Source organism: Corynebacterium suedekumii, from assembly GCF_030252185.1.
Taxonomy (GTDB): domain Bacteria; phylum Actinomycetota; class Actinomycetes; order Mycobacteriales; family Mycobacteriaceae; genus Corynebacterium; species Corynebacterium suedekumii.
Genome location: NZ_CP126970.1, coordinates 2,615,353 through 2,631,989 on the forward strand (window position 1 = coordinate 2,615,353; position 16,637 = coordinate 2,631,989).

General features: G+C 69.9%; 13 protein-coding genes. All 13 read right to left on the reverse strand.

Going from position 1 to position 16,637, the window contains the following annotated elements:
- Positions 1–21: 21 nt before the first annotated feature.
- The 13 genes from ftsZ to mraZ all read right to left on the reverse strand — a co-directional run bounded on the left by ftsZ (position 22) and on the right by mraZ (position 16,331).
- On the reverse strand, positions 22–1,263 hold the full coding sequence (gene ftsZ / locus QP029_RS13065) for a cell division protein FtsZ (RefSeq protein WP_284874689.1): 1,242 nt from the start codon (positions 1,261–1,263) through the stop codon (positions 22–24).
- A gap of 164 nt (positions 1,264–1,427) precedes the next feature.
- A complete protein-coding gene (locus QP029_RS13070; protein WP_284874690.1) occupies positions 1,428–2,087 on the reverse strand; it encodes a cell division protein FtsQ/DivIB in 660 nt (219 codons plus the stop codon).
- An 11-nt stretch (positions 2,088–2,098) separates the two neighbouring features.
- Positions 2,099–3,475, reverse strand: a complete 1,377-nt coding sequence (gene murC, locus QP029_RS13075; RefSeq protein WP_284876260.1) for a UDP-N-acetylmuramate--L-alanine ligase — start codon at positions 3,473–3,475, stop codon at positions 2,099–2,101.
- 77 nt (positions 3,476–3,552) lie between these two features.
- Complete coding sequence (murG, locus tag QP029_RS13080; RefSeq protein ID WP_284874691.1) at positions 3,553–4,665, reverse strand: undecaprenyldiphospho-muramoylpentapeptide beta-N-acetylglucosaminyltransferase; 1,113 nt, start codon at positions 4,663–4,665, stop codon at positions 3,553–3,555.
- 3 nt (positions 4,666–4,668) lie between these two features.
- Positions 4,669–6,066, reverse strand: a complete 1,398-nt coding sequence (locus QP029_RS13085; protein WP_432418686.1) for an FtsW/RodA/SpoVE family cell cycle protein — start codon at positions 6,064–6,066, stop codon at positions 4,669–4,671.
- Positions 6,066–7,493, reverse strand: a complete 1,428-nt coding sequence (gene murD / locus QP029_RS13090) for a UDP-N-acetylmuramoyl-L-alanine--D-glutamate ligase (protein WP_284874692.1) — start codon at positions 7,491–7,493, stop codon at positions 6,066–6,068. The genes QP029_RS13085 and murD overlap by 1 nt, the downstream gene beginning before the upstream one ends.
- Positions 7,490–8,599 carry a phospho-N-acetylmuramoyl-pentapeptide-transferase gene (mraY, locus tag QP029_RS13095; RefSeq protein ID WP_284874693.1) on the reverse strand — a complete coding sequence of 370 codons (1,110 nt, stop codon included), beginning with the start codon at positions 8,597–8,599 and terminating at the stop codon, positions 7,490–7,492. The genes murD and mraY overlap by 4 nt, the downstream gene beginning before the upstream one ends.
- 12 nt (positions 8,600–8,611) lie before the next feature.
- Positions 8,612–10,147, reverse strand: coding sequence for a UDP-N-acetylmuramoyl-tripeptide--D-alanyl-D-alanine ligase (locus QP029_RS13100; RefSeq protein ID WP_284874694.1), 1,536 nt, complete (start codon positions 10,145–10,147; stop codon positions 8,612–8,614).
- Positions 10,144–11,658 (reverse strand): UDP-N-acetylmuramoyl-L-alanyl-D-glutamate--2,6-diaminopimelate ligase, encoded by a 1,515-nt coding sequence (locus tag QP029_RS13105; protein WP_284874695.1) that lies wholly within the window; start codon positions 11,656–11,658, stop codon positions 10,144–10,146. Before QP029_RS13105 ends, QP029_RS13100 begins: the two co-directional genes overlap by 4 nt.
- Positions 11,659–11,724: 66 nt before the next feature.
- Positions 11,725–13,593, reverse strand: coding sequence for a peptidoglycan D,D-transpeptidase FtsI family protein (locus QP029_RS13110; protein WP_284874696.1), 1,869 nt, complete (start codon positions 13,591–13,593; stop codon positions 11,725–11,727).
- A 242-nt stretch (positions 13,594–13,835) separates the two neighbouring features.
- Entirely contained in the window at positions 13,836–14,714 is an 879-nt protein-coding gene (gene ftsL, locus QP029_RS13115; protein WP_284874697.1) for a cell division protein FtsL, read from the reverse strand.
- Between the two features lie 3 nt (positions 14,715–14,717).
- Positions 14,718–15,722 (reverse strand): 16S rRNA (cytosine(1402)-N(4))-methyltransferase RsmH, encoded by a 1,005-nt coding sequence (gene rsmH, locus QP029_RS13120; protein WP_284876262.1) that lies wholly within the window; start codon positions 15,720–15,722, stop codon positions 14,718–14,720.
- 174 nt (positions 15,723–15,896) lie between these two features.
- Positions 15,897–16,331: a division/cell wall cluster transcriptional repressor MraZ gene (mraZ, locus tag QP029_RS13125; RefSeq protein ID WP_284874698.1), complete on the reverse strand. Its 435-nt coding sequence runs from the start codon at positions 16,329–16,331 to the stop codon at positions 15,897–15,899.
- Between the last annotated feature and the right edge of the window lie 306 nt (positions 16,332–16,637).

Below are 16,637 nucleotides of genomic sequence, written 5' to 3' on the forward strand. Positions count from 1 at the left end.
CTTAGAGGGTAGCCCGTTGTGTCAGCGGAGGAAGTCCGGCACATCCAGATCATCACTGTCCCGGGTGTCCCGGGAGTCCCGGCGATCCGACTCGCGACGGTCGACGGCCGGACGCTCGTCGCGGGAGGTGAACAGGCCACCGTTGCCGGAGGAGGAACCTCGGTAGTGGTGACGGCCGCCGTCCTCGGAGGAGCGGGTCGGGGTGACAGACACTGAGTCACGGTCGTCGAAGAGGCGGCCGCGCTGCTCGTCCTGGGCCGGCGCCGGGGTGGCGCTCGAGGCCGGTGCCGGGGTGGCGGCGGCCGGCGGGTTGTTGTTCGCGGCGTCGAAACCGGTGGCCACGATGGTGACGCGCACCTCGTCGCCGAGGTTGTCGTCGATGATGGTGCCGAAGATGATGTTCGCGTCCTCGTCGGCCTGCTCCTGGACGGTGGACATGGCCTCGTTGACCTCGAGGAGGCCGAGGTCGGAGGCGCCGGCGACGGAGAGCAGCAGGCCCTTCGCGCCTTCCATGGTGGATTCGAGCAGCGGGGAGTTGATGGCCTGCAGGGTGGCGGACATGACGCGGTCGTCGCCACGCGCGGAGCCCACACCCATGAGGGCGGAGCCGGCGTCGGTCATGACGGAGCGGACGTCGGCGAAGTCGACGTTGATCACACCCGGGGTGACGATGAGGTTGGTGATGCCCTGGACACCGTTGTGCAGGACCTCATCGGCGGCGCGGAAGGCCTCCATCATGGACAGGGAGGCGTCGCCGAGCTGCAGGAGGCGGTCGTTCGGGATGACGATGAGGGTGTCACACACGGCGCGGAGTTCCTCGATACCCGCCTCCGCCTTGCGGTTTCGGGCCGGGCCCTCGAACTTGAACGGCTTGGTCACCACACCGACGGTCAGTGCGCCGAGCTTCTTGGCGATCCCGGCGACGACCGGGGCGGCACCGGTGCCGGTGCCACCGCCCTCGCCGGCGGTGACGAAGACCATGTCGGCACCCTTGAGGGTCTCCTCGATCTCCGACTTGTGGTCCTCGGCGGAGGTGCGGCCGACCTCCGGGTTGGCGCCGGCGCCGAGGCCACGGGTGGCCTCGCGGCCGATGTCGAGCTTGGTGTCGGCGTCGGAGAACAGCAGGGCCTGGGAATCGGTGTTGATCGCGACGAATTCGACACCCTTCAGACCCTCCTCGATCATGCGGTTGACGGCGTTGACGCCACCGCCGCCGACACCGACGACCTTGATGACGGCGAGGTAGTTGTTAGGTGAGGTCATGAGTTCTGGTCTCGCCTTTCGGGGTGAGGGGATTCGTGGGTAACGAGGTTTCCTCCATCATGGGTGAACCGGTCTCGGTTTCAGCGCACATTTCGGGGCGTGTCGGCACCCTCAACCTCAACTTTAGGGTTGTTGAACTGGGGTTTTGTCTCCACACCCGAGGCTCAGCGGACGGTGACCATCGCCGGGTTGGCGATGTTCCAATGCTGCCCCTCGCGGGTGAGCACGGCCTGCATCGCGAGCGCCTTGTCGTGGTTGTTCTCGTTCGCTCCCCAGTAGACCGTCCGGCCGTCGTGGAGGTGGAAGGTGATGTCGTAGGCGCTCGGGATGTCCACCCGCACCACCTGGGCCCGCAGCTCCTCCGGCAGCGACGCGACGACGGCGGCCACCGAGGTCAGGACCGCGGGCTCCTGCCGCTGGTCGCCGGTGACCTCCACGGCGGTCTCCGGCGGGACGTCGATGAGGAAGGGCGTGCCGGACTCGTCGATGAGGTGGTCCCCGTCGTCCTCGACGGAGTAGAGCACCGCCTGACGTTCGGTGACGGTCACCTCGAGCGTGTCCGGCCAGCCGCGGTCGACGGTCGCGGTCCGCACCCACGGCAGCGACACCACACCCGCGGCCGCCGACGAGGCGTCGACCCGGACGAGGTTGGCACCCTCGGGCACGCCGGTCGCCGCGACGATGTCCTCCTGGGAGGTGTACCCGGCACCGGTGACCTCGTAGGTGCGCACCGTGAGCACGGGGAACGCCCAGAGGACGCCGACGGCGACGAGCACCGCCACCAGGACGCCGGCGACGGCGACCGCTAAACGCTTTCTCGACATGGCCACTGAACCTACAGGGGGTTCTCGTCGAGCTGGGTGAGAATCTCACCGGCCAGGAGCGTGACGTCGCCGGCACCCATGGTGAGCACGAGGTCGCCGGGGCGGACCTGGGTGCGCAGGGTGTCCACGGCAGCCGAGAAATCCGGCTGGTGGACGACCGGGCAGGTCATGGAGTCGGTGATGATGCGTGAGGTCACACCTTCGACGGGCTTTTCCCGGGCGCCGAAGATCTCGAGGACCACGGCGGCGTCCGCAAGCGACAGGGCGGCGGCGAACTCCTCGGCGAACTCGATGGTGCGCGAGTACAGGTGCGGCTGGAAGATGACGATCACGCGGGCACCGTCGCCCTCGGCGTCGACCTTCTGGCGGGCGGCCTGCAGGACGGCGGTGACCTCGGTGGGATGGTGGGCGTAGTCGTCGAAGACCCGGACACCGGACGCGGTGCCGCGGTACTCGAAGCGGCGGCGCACGCCGTTGAAGTCGCTGAGCCCGGCGGCCAGCTGGTCGAGGTCTCCCCCGGCGAGGTGTCCGGCGAGCAGCGCGCCGGCGCCGTTGAGGACCATGTGCTGACCCGGGATCTGCAGGGTGACGGTGATCTCGCGGTCGTCGATCTGCACGCGCGCCTCGGTGCCCGCCTCCGTGACCTCGGTGTTGATGATCTCGGCGCCGAGCGGGACCTGCGGGTGCAGGGCCGCGGCGTCGGTGGTGCCGTAGCCGAGGACGGACAGGCCCTTCTCCACGCAGCGCTCGCCGAGGGCGGCGGCGTGGACGTCGTCGAGGCAGACGACGAGGTGCCCCGTATCGGTCAGCCGGTCGGCGAAGTCCTCGAAGACCTGGTGGTAGGCCTGCGCGGTGCCGAAGTAGTCGAGGTGGTCCGGCTCGATGTTGGTGACCACGGCGATGTCCGGGGCGTAGCGCAGCAGGGAGGCGTCCGACTCGTCGGCCTCCGCGACGAACGCGTCCCCGGTGCCGTGGTGGGCGTTAGTCCCTGAGCGGTTGAGCTGCCCGCCGATGGCGAAGCTGGGATCCAGGCCCGCGGCCTGCATCGCCGCGACCGCCATGGAGGTCGTCGAGGTCTTGCCGTGCGTTCCGGCGATGAGCACCTGCCGGTAACCGGCCATGAGCTCGCCGAGCAGGTCCGAACGGCGGATGACGGGGATGCCGTGGGCCTGCGCGGCGGCCAGTTCCGGGTTGTCCTGCGGGATGGCGGCGAAGGACACGACGACGACGGTGGGCAGCTCACCGGCGAGCTCGAGGTTGGCGGCGTCATGCCCCACGGCGATGTGCGCGCCCATGGACCGCAGCGCGCGGACCGGCCGGGAGTCCTTGACGTCGGAGCCGGTGACCACCGAATCCCGGGCGAGCAGGATCCGGGCGACGCCGGACATGCCGGATCCGCCGATGCCGATGAGGTGGACGCGGGACAGGTCGGTCACTGCAGGACTCCTTGGGGAATGGGTGGTGGTTACGGGTGCCGCTGCGTGTCGACGCCCGCCGCGACGACGTCGGCGAGCTGTCCCGCCGCGTCCCCTGCCGCATGTCCACGGGCAGCGGCCCGCATGCCGGCGAGACGGTCCTCGTCCCCGAGGATCTCCGTGACCTCGGTGACGAGGCGGTCGGGGGTGAGGTCGGCGTCGGCGATGAGGCGGGCGGCACCGGCCTCGACGACGGCGGTGGCGTTGAGCGCCTGCTCGCCGTTGCCGTGCGGCAGCGGCACGTACACGGCGGGCAGACCGGAGGCGGTGACCTCGGCGACCGTCATCGCCCCGGAACGGCAGACGATGAGGTCAGCGACGGCGTAGGCGGCGGCCATGTCCTCGATGTAGGGCAGGGCCACGTAGTTCTCGTGTTCGGCCGGGGCGGAGTTGCGCTTGCCGTAGGCGTGCAGCACCTGGAACCCGGCCGCCTCGGCGAGGGTGTCCACGGCTCCCGCGACCGCCTTGTTGAGGCTGACCGCGCCCTGGGAACCCCCGGTGACCAGGAGTGTCTTCCGGGCCGGATCCAGCCCCCACTGCGTCCGCCCGCGTTCGGCGGCGGCCGCGGTGTCCCCGGTACGCAGATCCGCCCGGACGGGAATGCCGATCACCTCACCCGGCATGCCGGATTCGGCGACCGCGTTGAAACCGGTGCCGCCGAGCCGGACGCCGAGCTTGTTGGCCATGCCCGCCCGGGCGTTGGCCTCGTGCACGTAGAAGGGGATCCCGAGTGAGCGGGCCGCGAGGTACGCCGGGGCGGCGACGTAACCGCCGAACCCGACGACGGCGTCGGCCCCGACCTCCCGGAGGATGCCGCGCGCCTGGCGGACGGCGGTGACCACCCGCCACGGCAGCTTGACCAGGTCCATGCCGGGGCGACGGGGCACGGGCACCGGGTCGATGTACTTCAGGTCGAATCCGCGGTCCGGGACAAGATCTCGCTCGAGCCCACGAGTGGTGCCCAGGGCGGTGACCGTCGCGCCGTGCCGCTGCTGGAGCGCCTCGGCGACGGCGAGTGCGGGTTCGATGTGGCCCGCGGTGCCTCCGCCGGCGACGACGACGGACAGGCCGGTGGTGGGGCCGTCAGTCAGGCTGTCGGGCATGGGTCATCGTCTCCTGTCGTGGTGGGGCCGGTTTCTCCTGACGCTACCAGTCACCGGCTCACCGAACCGCTCCCGCGGGCCAGCCGAACGCGGTGCCGGAGCGGCCTCGCGGCGACGGGTGCGCTGGCCGGCCGGGGTGGGCACGGTCGGCTCCGGCAGGAAGAAGATCCGGTCGAACAGGGGGCGACCGTAGGACTGGGTGGCGGACACGGCCTGAGGCTCGTGCCGCGCGACGGAGGCGAGCAGCCCCATGGACCCGAGGGTGATGATCGCGGAGGTACCGCCCGCGGAGATCATGGGCAGCTGGATGCCGGTGACCGGCAGCAGGCCGATGACGTAGCCGATGTTGATGAACGCCTGGGAGACCACACCGGCGGTCAGCGTCGCCGCCATGAGGGACTGGAACTGGTTCTGCGCCCGCATCGCGGTCCGCAGCCCGAAGTAGCCCAGGAGCATGAACAGGACGATGACCAGGGCTCCGCCCCACAGGCCGAGTTCCTCGCCGATGACGGCGAAGATGAAGTCGTTCTTGGCCTCCGGCAGGTAGAACCACTTGGCGCGGGACTGGCCCAGGCCGACGCCGGTGGCGGAGCCGTCCGCCAGAGAGAGGAAGCCCTGATAGGACTGGAAGGCGGTGCCCCGCGTGTCGTCGAAGTGGCCGAACAGCGCGTCGAAGTAGACGTGGAACCGGTTGGAGCGGAAACCACCCGAGGCGAAGATTCCGGCGAGCAGGAGTCCGCCGGCGATGACCGCACCGACGATCCACCGGAAGTCCACCCCGGCAAACAGCAGGGTCAACACGACGACCATGGCGAAGGCGACAGCCATACCCAGATCATCCTCGGCGAAGATGAGGCCGAACATGAACAGCGAGACGACGGTGAACCAGGTGAAGTGACTGGACAGGAAGCTGCGGGGAGTGGGCTTGTCGGACAGGTAGCTGGCGCCCCACACGGCGATGGCCACCTTGGCCACCTCGGAGGGCTGCAGCCGGACCGGGCCGAGGACGATCCACGATTGGGAGCCGACCTCCTCGCGGCCGGTGCCGATGCCGGGAATGAGCACCAGGATGAGCAGGATGATCGAGAGGCCCAGCAGCCACGGGGCGAGGCGTCGGACCGTCTGCGGTTTCACCCGCAGTGCGATCCAGAAGGCGACCAGACCGACGACGACCATCGCGCCCTGCCGGATCGCGGCACCCCACACGGTGCTTCCCTCGATGACCGACCAGGTCATGGACGACGACATCACCATGACGACGCCGATGCCGGTGAGCAGGAAGATCACCGACCGCAGGATGAAGTAGTCCGCCCCGGGACGGGCCTCGAGCCAGTCCCGGGCCGCGGAGATCATCCCGCTGGCGGTGCGGTCGGAGGAACGTTCCGGTGCTGCGGTGCTCATCAGGACTCCTCGGGTTCGGGTGCGGCGCCGGCCACCCGCCTGGCTGCGGCGGTGAACAGGTCTCCGCGTTGGCCCATGCCGGTGTACATGTCCAGGGAGGCGGCGGCCGGCGCCAGGAGGACCGTGTCCCCGTCCTCGAGGTGGGGGGTGACCAGGTCGACGAGGGTGTCCATCGCGGCGACCGGGTCGGTGAGGTCGGTGATCTCGACGGGGACGTCGGGCGCGAGATCACGGAGGGCGGTGGCGATGGCCTGCCCGTCCTGCCCCAGCAGACCGACGGCCTTGAGGCGGTGGGCGTGGGTGGTGATGAGGTCGGTGACGTCCGCGCCCTTCAACTGCCCGCCGGCCAGCCAGATGACCCGGTCCAGGCCGGCGAGGGCGGCGTCCGCCGCGTGCGGGTTGGTGGCCTTGGAGTTGTCGATCCAGCGGACCCCGCCTCCGGTGGCGACGATCTGACCGCGGTGTCCGGCGACGGCGAAGGAGTCGAGGGCGGCGGCGATGTGGTCCGGGGTCGCTCCCTGGGAGCGGGCGATGGCGGCCGCCGCGAGGGCGTCGTAGATCCCGGCCGGGCCGGGTGGTTCGATGCCTTCGACCGGCGCGAGCTCGACCGGTTCATCACCGGTGTGGTCGATGAGCCGTCCGTCGATGACGCCGAACTGCCCGCGGGCGGGTTCCCCGAGGGTGAAGCCGATGAGGCCGCGGATGCCGGCGGACAGCGACCGGACGTGTGGGTCGTCGATGCCGGCGACGGCGACGGGACCGGTGAGCACGCGGGCCTTGTCGTCGGCGTAGGCGTCGAAGCTGCCGTGCCAGTCGATGTGGTCCTCGGCGAGGTTGAGCAGGACACCGGCGTCGGGGGTCAGTTCGGTGGACCAGTGCAGCTGGAAGCTGGAGAGCTCGGCGACGAGGACGTCGACGCGGTCCGGGTCGGCCAGGGCGTCGGAGACGGCGACACCGATGTTGCCCACGGCCTCGGCGCGACGGCCGGAGTCGGTCGCGGCCTGGGTCATCATCGCGGCGAGCATCGCGGTGGTGGTGGTCTTGCCGTTGGTGCCGGTAACCACGAGCCACGTCCGCGGCGGGCCGAACACCTCGGCGCGGTCGAGGCGGTAGGCGAGCTCGACGTCGCCGATGACGTCGAGGTGGGCCGCGGCGGCGTCGACAAGCAGCGGTGAGTCAGGACGCCAGCCCGGGGAGGTGACCACGAGGGAGTACTCCCCCAGCCGGGTGCGGGCGTCGGCGACGCCGATACCGGAGATCCTCCCCCCGCAGGCCGAGACCAGGGCGGCCAGGGCGTCGGCGTTGTCGTCGGCCACGACGGTGTCCACGCCGAGGTCGGAGAGCAGTCGGGCGCAGCCGGCACCGGAGACGCCGGCGCCGGCCACGAGCACGCGGCCGGTCAGTTCCGTGGGGAGGGTGGGATTCATCGCAGGCTCACTCCCGTGGCGGAGAGCCACTCGCCGTAGAAGATGGACACGCCGATCATCACGGCCATGGCGGCGATGAGCCAGAAACGGATGACGACAGTGGTCTCGGCCCAGCCGCCGTTCTCGAAGTGGTGGTGGAACGGTGCCATACGGAAGAAGCGACGTCCGGAGGTGCGGAACACGATGATCTGGATGACCACGGAGGCGGCCTCCATGACGAACAGGGCACCGACGATGATCATGAGCAGTTCCGTGCGGGAGGCGACGGACAGGCCGGCCACGAGGCCGCCGAGGGCCAGGGAGCCGGTGTCACCCATGAAGATCTTCGCCGGGGCGGCGTTCCACCACAGGAAGCCGAGGCAGGCCCCGAGGCCGGCGGCGGCGAGGACGGCCAGGTCGAGGGGGTCACGGACCGAGTAGCAGCCCGGCTCGACGGACACGGAGCAGGAGTTGCGGAACTGCCAGAAGGTGATGATGCCGTAGGCGCCCATGACCAGGGCGGTGGAGCCCGCGGCGAGACCGTCGAGACCGTCGGTGAGGTTGACGGCATTCGACCAGGCGGCGATGAGGACGTAGATGAACACCAGGAACACGATGATCCCGATGATGCTGCCGCCGAAGGAGATGTCGAGGGTGTCGATGTCCCGGATGAACGACAGGTGCGTCGACCCCGGGGTCAGGCCCTGCTCGTCCGGGAACTGGAGGATGAGCAGACCGAACGCGATGGCCAGAACCAGCTGACCGAGCAGCTTCGCCTTCTTGTTCAGGCCGAGGTTGCGGCCGAGGTAGAGCTTGATGAAGTCGTCGGCGAAACCGAGCCCGCCGAGGCCGAGGGTCAGGCCGAGGACCAGCAGGCCGGAGACGGTGAAACCGCCGGTGCCGGTGATGAGCCCGTAGGTGCCGACCGCGAGGTAGGCCACGAGGATGCCCACGAGGATGGCGATGCCACCCATCGTCGGGGTGCCGCGCTTGCGCAGGTGGGACTTCGGGCCCTCCTCCCGGATCTCCTGCCCCAGGCCCTCGGCGGAGAACCGCCGGATGAGCACCGGGGTGAGGAAGATGGCGACGAGGAAGCTGACCGTGCCTGCGATGATGATCTGTGTCACGACGTATGTCCCCTATGAACCCTTCAGACTGTCTCGGTTGTGCCGGCGGTCAGCCAGCAGTGCCTCTGCCACCCGCCACAGCCCCTGTGAGTTCGAGGCCTTGACCAGTACGACGTCGCCGGGGTTACCGGTTCGGTCGTGCTCGGCCGGGCGGGTGCGCAGCACGTCCTCGACGAGGCGGGTGGCCTCCTCGACGTCGGCTGCGACTGACGTAGTTATACCCCGGTTCGCCGCTTCGTCGGTCATGGCGCGACTGTTGGGGTTGTCCACGACGGCGATGAGGTGGCTGATGCGGTAGCGGTCGAGCTCCTCACCGAGCTGGCGGTGCGACTCCTGCGCGTCCGGCCCGAGCTCGCTCATCTCGCCGAGGACGGCGATGGAGCGGGCGTGGGGCCGGGCGGCGGCGGTGTAGGCCAGGGCGGCGATGCCGGCGCGCATGGAGTCCGGGTTGGCGTTGTAGGAGTCGTTGATCACGGTGACCCCGTCGGCGCGGGTGCGCACGTCCATGCGGTGGGCGGAGGCGTTCTCGTGGGCGCCGAGCCGCTCAGCGACCTCGGCCACGCTCAGACCCGCCTCGATGCCCACGGCCGCGGCGGCCAGGGCGTTGGACACCTGGTGCTCGCCGAACACCCGCAGCGTCACCGGGGCGGACGCGCCGCCGGCGTGGAGGAGGAAGGAGGCCCGGGCGACGTCGTCGAGGCGGACGTCGGTGGCCCACAGGTCCACGCCGGAGGCCGGCGGGGTGGTCGCGGAGTAGGTGACCACGCGGGCGGTGGTGCGCGGGGCCATCGCCGCGACGAAGGGTTCGTCGGCGTTGAGGATGGCCACGCCACCCTCCTCCGCCGGCGGGAGGGACTCGACGAGCTCCCCCTTCGCCTGGGCGATGTTCTCCCGGGAACCGAACTCGCCCAGGTGGGCGGAGCCGACGTTGAGGACGGCCCCGATCCGGGGTGGCGCGATGGTGGCCAGGTGGGCGATGTGGCCGATGCCGCGGGCGGACATCTCGGCCACCAGGAAACGGGTGTCCCCGTCGCAGCGTAGTGCGGTGTAGGGGTGGCCGATCTCGTTGTTGAAGGAACCGGGCGGGGCGATGGTCTCCCCCGCCGACCGCAGGACGGAGGCCACGAGGTCCTTGGTGGAGGTTTTGCCCGCGGAGCCGGTGATGCCGACGACGGTCAGCTCGGGCAGCCCGGTGACCACGGCGCGGGCCAGGGCGGAGAGGGCGTCGACGACCGCCTTGGCGGAGCCGTCGGTGTCGTGGGCGTAGATGTCGGCGTTGGAGTCCGTGCGCCCGGTGGGGGTGACCACGATGGCGGGCACCCCGACGGGGCGGGCAGCCAGGACGGCGACGGCACCGAGCTCGACGGCGGTGGCGGCGTAGTCGTGGCCGTCGACGCGGGCGCCGGGCAGGGCGAGGAACAGCCCGCCCGGGGTGATCTTCCGGGAGTCGAACTCGACGGTGCCGGTGACGGTGGCCTGCGGGTCGGGAACGTCGTGGAGTTCACCGCCGGTGATCTCGGCGATCTCGGCGAGGGTGAAGGCGATCATGAGTTCCTCTCATCCAGTGCGCGGCGGACTTCCTCGCGGTCGTCGAAGTGGTGGTCGACGCCGTTGACCAGCTGTCCGACCTCGTGTCCCTTGCCGGCGACGATGACGCCGTCCCCGGGTCGTGCCCAGGCGATGAGCGCGTCGATGGCCGCGGCGCGGTCCCCGATCTCACGGATCTCGGCGTCGGTGCCGGCGTCGTGGGCACCGGCGACGACGGCGGCGCGGATGGTCGCCGGGTCCTCGCTGCGCGGGTTGTCGTCGGTGATGATGACCAGGTCGGCGCGGCGTGCCGCCTCCGCACCCATGATGGGCCGCTTGCTCGGGTCGCGGTCCCCGCCGGCGCCGACGATGACGCCGAGGCGGCCGGTGATCTGCCCGCGGAGGGTGTCCAGGACGGCGGCGACGGCGGCCGGCTTGTGGGCGTAGTCGACGACGGCGAGGAAGTCCTGGCCGGCGTCGATCCGCTCCATGCGGCCCGGGACGGCGACCTCGGTGATGCCGCGGACGAAGGCGTCCGGGTCAGCCCCGGCCGCCCAGGCACACGCCGTGGCCAGGGCCGCGTTGGCGATGTTGAAGTCGCCCGGGAGGGGAAGATCGAAGGTGAGCGGAGCGTGCTCCGGCAGGGTGAGCTCGACGGTCTGCGCGCCGGTGGGTGCCAGGTGCACCTGACGGGCCTTGACGTCGGCGGAGCCGCCGTCGGTGGTGCTGACGGTGACCGGGTCGGTGGCGCGGGCGGCCATCTGCTCACCCCAGCTGTCGTCGACGCAGACCACGGCGCGACGGGCGGCCACCGGTGAGGCCAGATCGAAGAACCGGGCCTTGGCCTCGAAGTACTCCGCCATCGTCGGGTGGAAGTCCAGGTGGTCCTGGGAGAGGTTGGTGAAGCCGGCGACGTCGAACTCCGTGCCGGTGACCCGGCCGAGCTCGAGGGCGTGGGAGGAGACCTCCATGACCACGTGGGTGACACCCTCGGCGAGCATGCGGGCGAACAGTGCCTGAAGGGTCGGTGCCTCCGGGGTGGTCAACTTGGTGGGTACCGCCCGGCCGTTGATGCGGGTGCCGGTGGTGCCGATGAGGCCGACCGTGTGGCCGGCGGCCATGAGCCCGGCCTCCAGCAGGTAGCTCGTCGTGGTCTTGCCCGAGGTTCCCGTCACGCCGATGACGGTCATCTCCCTCGAGGGGTGGCCGTAGATCTCGGCGGCGAGGTCACCGAGGATGGCCCGGATGTCGTCGACGACGATGACCGGGCGCTGCTCCCCCGCCTGCGCCAGGATCTCCCGGCCGGCCGGGTCCGTGAGGACGGCGACGGCGGTGTCGGCGGTGTCGGGGGCGAACTCCGCACCGTGTCGGCGGGTGCCCGGCAGGGCGGCGAACAGGGCGCCGGGTTCCAGGGCGGTGGAGTCCAGACCGATCGAGGTGATGACCTGGTCACCGTCACCGTCGCCGGCGGCGATGAGTTCACCGCCGGCCAGCTGTGCCAGGTGCGACAGGGTGGTGGTCTTCGGGGTCATTCTCGTCCTCCTGTGTCGGGCGGGATGTCTCGGGGTGGCGGGGGTGGGCCGTGGTGCGGGGGGAGATCAGTAGGCCTGGAGGATCTTGAGTTCCTCGTCCGGCGGTGAGGGTGGGATGTTGTCCCGGTTGAGCAGCCAGGAGGCGATGTCCCGGTAGATCGGGGCGGCGGATTGGCCGCCGGCCCCACCCTCCTCGACGCCGCGGGTCGGCTCGTCGACCATGACGGCGACGACGAAGCGCGGGTCGTCGGCGGGTGCGACTCCGGCGAAGGTGATCCAGTAGGCGCTCTGCGAGTAGGCCCCGGTGTTGGGGTCGACCTTTTGCGCGGTACCGGTCTTGCCGGAGGTCTGGTAGCCGGGGATGGCACCGCCGACGCCGGTGCCGGACTGGACGCCGGAGGGGTCGGACTGGGTGACGGACTCGAACATGTTGATCACCGTGTCCGCGGTCTCCGGGCTGACCACCTGGGTGCGGTTGGGTTCGGCGGACTCGCGGACGCTGCCGTCGGGGCCGGTGATCTCGTTGATGATGCGGGGTTCGATGCGTTCACCGTTGTTGGCCAGGGCCTGGTAGATGCTGGCCATCTGCAGGGTGGTCAGGGACATGCCCTGGCCGATGGGCAGGTTGGCGAAGGTGCCGCCCGACCACTGCTCCAGCGGGGGCAGCAGGCCGGAGGACTCGTTGGGCAGTTCGATTCCGGTGGGTTGGCCGATGCCGAAGCGGGAGAGGTAGTCGGCGAACTTCTCCTCGCCGAGTCGGTCGGCGAGCATGAGGGTGCCCACGTTGGAGGACTTACCGAACACGCCGGTGGTGGTGTACGGCACGACGCCGTGGTCCCAGGCGTCCTTGACGGTCACGCCGGCCATGTTGATGGAGCCGGGCACCTGGTGCACCTCGTCCGGGGTGGTCAGGCCTTCCTCCAGGGTGGCGGCGGCGGTGATGATCTTGGCCACGGAGCCGGGCTCGAAGGGATGCGAGATGGTCTTGTTCTCGAAGTCCTTGCCGGCCTCGAGCTGGCGCGAGATGTTGCCGTTCGGGTCGATGGTGTCGGTGTTGGCCATGGCCAGGACGTCACCGGTGGCGACGTCGAGGACGACAGCCTCGGCGGAGTTGGCCTGCGAGTTGGACTTGGCCTGCTCGAGCAGCTGCTGGACGTAGGTCTGCAGGTCCAGGTCGAGGGTGAGTTCGACGCCGGCGCCGTCGACGGCGGGGACGACGTCGCGGAGGGTGCCCGGAATGACCTGCCCGTCGGTGGAGACGTCCTCGGTGGAGCGGCCGTTGATGCCGGACAGGGTGGAGTCGGCGGATGCCTCGAAGCCGAACTGGCCCTGGCCGTCCATGGACACCTTGCCGATGATGTTCTCCCCGATCGCTCCGTTGGGGTACTGGCGGATGTCCTGGTGGTCGGCGGCCACACCGTGGAAGGTGGCGGCGATCTCGGCGGCGACGTCGGGGTCGACGTTGCGCACGAGGACCTCGTAGCTGGTCTCGGCCTCCAGCTTGTCCAGGATCTCCTCGTCCTTGACCTCTTCGGAGCCCTCGGCCACGGCACCGGCGTCCTCGATCATCTCGGGGATCTCCCGGGACATGCGTTCGAGGACGTCCTGCACCCGGTCGTCGAGTTCGTCGCTGATCTGCTCGGGGGACTTGCCCACGTTCTCACCGTCGACCCGCATCTGCAGGTCCTGCTGCTGGCGGAGTTCATCCCGCAGCAGCATCGGCGAGACGGTGAGGCTTCGTGCCTGCATGGTGTAGGCGAGCTGGTTGCCTTCCCGGTCGATGATCTCGCCGCGGCGGGCGGGGTCGACGTAGACGCGGGCGCGCTGTTCCTCGGCCTGCGCGGCCAGTTCCGGGCCCCACACGATCTGCACCCAGCCGAGTCGGCCGATGAGCAGGACCGCGAGAATGACGAAGACACCCTTGAAGATGGTCATCCGTCGGCGGTCGTTCGGCCCCTTCCGGGGTCGGTAGCTCACTCCGGCGGGTGATGCCGGTGCTTCTCGACGCCGCCGGTCATCCCGATGCGGTGCCTGCGGACTCCGCTGCGCGCGCTGCGCCCGCTCGGCCTGGGCCGAGCGGGCGCCTGCATAGGCCCGGGACGATGACGAACGACGGGACGAGTCGCCTCGTCCCGCACCTCGTCGTGGCCGCTGTGGCCCTCCGGTCCCTGGGGGTGTCACTGCCCGTCTTCACCTGCCTGGTTGTCGTCCTCTGGTGCTGCGTCTGCCATGTCCGGCGCAGCCTCCTCCGGCACGTTCTCGTCGGCCGCCTCCGCCGGGGCGGGGACGTTCGGAGCGTAGGGCGCCACTCCCGGCGCAGGTGCCGGGGGTGCCGACGCCGGCCGTTCCGTGGCCGGCAACTGGTGTCCCTGCGGCACGGCTTCGAGGTTGTCGCCGAGCTCGTTGATCTCCTCCGAGCCGGAGGAGGCCTGCCCCGGTCGGACCGGAGCGCCGTTGACGTCAATGATAGGTCGCACGGCCGGATCCGCCGGGCGCTCCTCCACAATGTCGCCGTTTTCTTTCACGGCCAGAATTCCGGGCTGGGCGGGCAGCACCATGCCCATCTCCCCGGCCCGGCGGGTGATCTCCGCGGAGGAACGCACGTTCTCCAGGTCCCGGTTGAGGGTCTCCAGCTGGTTGGACAGCTGCCGGTCCTGGGAGGCGAGCTGCTGCATGTGGAAGGTCTGCTGGGTGGACACACCCGACAGCCACATGGCCAGGGCCACGCCCGCGATGAGGAGGACGAAGGAGGTCGCACCGAGCTTGGCCAGCAGCGTGGTCTGCCGGGTGGTGGTGACCCGACGGCCGCGGACGGAGACGACCTGCTTCGAGCCGAGCCGGTTCTGGTACGGCTTCCGGCGCGTCGGCAACGGCGCGTGGGGGTCCCGGCCCGGCACCCGGGTGGGGGCGGTGTCGCGACGCAGGGCGCGTGGCTGGGTGTCCCGGTCGAGCACCGCGGTGCTGCCCCGGTACCCGCCGGTGACGGTCCCGGTGGTGAAGTCACGGCTGGCGCGCATGGTGGTCCGGTCCTTGCGGTCGTGGTCCTGTGTGATCACGGCTTACCCCTCATCCTGGGCGGAGATTTTCTCGATGGCACGGACCCGCACCGGTGCGGCACGGGGATTGTCGTCGATTTCGGCGTCGGTGGCCTTCTCGGCACCGCGGGTGACGGTGCGGAACTTCGGCGCGGTTCCGGGAAGGTCCACCGGCAGGCCGGGTGGAGTGGTGGATTTGGTCAGGTCGGTGAAGGCGTTCTTGACGATGCGGTCCTCGAGCGACTGGTAGCTCATGAACACCGCCCGGCCGCCGACGGTGAGCAGGCCGGTGATGATCGGCAGCACGTTCTCCAGCGCCTCCAGTTCGGCGTTGACCTCGACGCGCAGCGCCTGGAAGGTGCGCTTGGCGGGGTGACCGCCGGTACGCCTGGTCGCCGCCGGAATCGTGGCGTAGAGCAGCTCCACGAGCCGTTCCGAGGTGGTGAAGGGTTCCTTCTCCCGTTCGCGGAGCACCGCCGAGGCGATCTTCCCGGCGAAGCGCTCGTCACCGTAGGTCTTGAGGATGCGCGCCAGGTCGCCGTGGCCGTAGGTGTTGAGGACGTCCGCGGCGGTGATGCCCGTGGTGGGGTCCATCCGCATGTCCAGCGGGGCATCGACCCGGTAGGCGAAGCCCCGGTCCAGCTGGTCGAGCTGCATGGACGACACCCCGAGATCGAACAGGGCGCCGGCGACGCCGTACTCCCGGGCCAGATCCATGATCGCGCCCTCGTCCTCGGTGATGGCGTCACCGATTCCGTCGAACCGCGTCTGGACCCCGACGAAGCGGTCACCGAAGGGAGCGAGCCGCTGCCGGGCGTTGCCCAGGGCGACCGGATCCCGGTCCACACCGATGACGTGGGCGTCGGGGAAGCTGCGGAGGAAGTGCTCAGTGTGGCCACCGGCCCCGAGGGTGCCGTCGACGATGACCGCCCGCTCCCCCAGTTCCCGGACGGCCGGTGCCAGCAGGTCGGTGACCCGGTCGCGCAGGACGGGGACATGGCCGTGGTTGGCCCGGATATCGAAGGTCATGTCATCGGTGTGCTCGGCCACGGTGCTCCCGCCCCCTTCCGCTTGTATGCCCCGGGGTGTGCGGGGTGCGTGTAGGGCCCTGCCCGATGTGTCCATCTGATGTCGGGGAAGTACACCAGAGCTTCACCTCGGGCAGAGTCCGTACACGCGCTCCGCCCGACCCGTACTTCCAGGTCAGAGCAGCCCGCCGAGGACGTCATCTGCATCGGCCGCCGAGAAGGCGGCTTCGGTCTCCTGCTGATATGCGGCCCAGGATTCGGCATCCCAGATCTCGAGAAAGTCCACCGAGCCGATGACCACGCATTCCTTGGTCAGGCCTGCGTACTCACGGTGGCCGGCCGACAGGGTGATGCGTCCGTTGCCGTCGGGCCGCTGTTCATCCGCACTGGCAGCCAGATTTCGGATGAAGGCACGGGCCTCCGGGTTGGTGCGGGACACGGCCGCGGCCTTGCGGGCGCGGGCCGCGAACTCATCCCGGGGATAGACCGCAAGGCTGTGGTCCTGCCCCTTCGTGATCATCAACCCACCGGCCAGCTCCTCGCGGAACTTGGCCGGAAGTGTCAGTCGTCCTTTGTCGTCGAGCTTCGGAGTGTAGGTACCGAGAAACATCCCGGGGCCACCTTCCTTGACTCGATTCCGCCGGTCGGTTCAGTTCTCGCCATGGATTGGAGGAGTCACGGACTCCACTTCTCCACCGCTGTGCCCCACAATACCCCACTTTGCCCCACAGACAAGAACAATCAGCCCCACCTACACGGCAGGATTCAGCGAATCCGCTGGTAAACGGTCACGAAAAAAGTGGGGTGGCCGCCCGCAGGCATGCCCCGGACGCCCCGGACGCCCACCTCTGCAATCACTTCAGCCCCATCAACACCACAAAGAAGTTAAGCAATCACCACCCCCTTCTCTCGCTGT

Excerpts from the sequence above, each read along its gene's own strand:
- ftsZ (WP_284874689.1), bottom strand. The coding sequence starts at position 1,263 with ATGACCTCACCTAACAACTACCTCGCCGTCATCAAGGTCGTCGGTGTC.
- QP029_RS13070 (WP_284874690.1), bottom strand. The coding sequence starts at position 2,087 with ATGTCGAGAAAGCGTTTAGCGGTCGCCGTCGCCGGCGTCCTGGTGGCG.
- murC (WP_284876260.1), bottom strand. The coding sequence starts at position 3,475 with ATGTCCGGCGTCGCCCGGATCCTGCTCGCCCGGGATTCGGTGGTCACC.
- murG (WP_284874691.1), bottom strand. The coding sequence starts at position 4,665 with ATGCCCGACAGCCTGACTGACGGCCCCACCACCGGCCTGTCCGTCGTC.
- QP029_RS13085 (WP_432418686.1), bottom strand. The coding sequence starts at position 6,066 with ATGAGCACCGCAGCACCGGAACGTTCCTCCGACCGCACCGCCAGCGGG.
- murD (WP_284874692.1), bottom strand. The coding sequence starts at position 7,493 with ATGAATCCCACCCTCCCCACGGAACTGACCGGCCGCGTGCTCGTGGCC.
- QP029_RS13100 (WP_284874694.1), bottom strand. The coding sequence starts at position 10,147 with ATGATCGCCTTCACCCTCGCCGAGATCGCCGAGATCACCGGCGGTGAA.
- QP029_RS13105 (WP_284874695.1), bottom strand. The coding sequence starts at position 11,658 with ATGACCCCGAAGACCACCACCCTGTCGCACCTGGCACAGCTGGCCGGC.
- QP029_RS13110 (WP_284874696.1), bottom strand. The coding sequence starts at position 13,593 with ATGACCATCTTCAAGGGTGTCTTCGTCATTCTCGCGGTCCTGCTCATC.
- rsmH (WP_284876262.1), bottom strand. The coding sequence starts at position 15,722 with ATGACCTTCGATATCCGGGCCAACCACGGCCATGTCCCCGTCCTGCGC.
- mraZ (WP_284874698.1), bottom strand. The coding sequence starts at position 16,331 with ATGTTTCTCGGTACCTACACTCCGAAGCTCGACGACAAAGGACGACTG.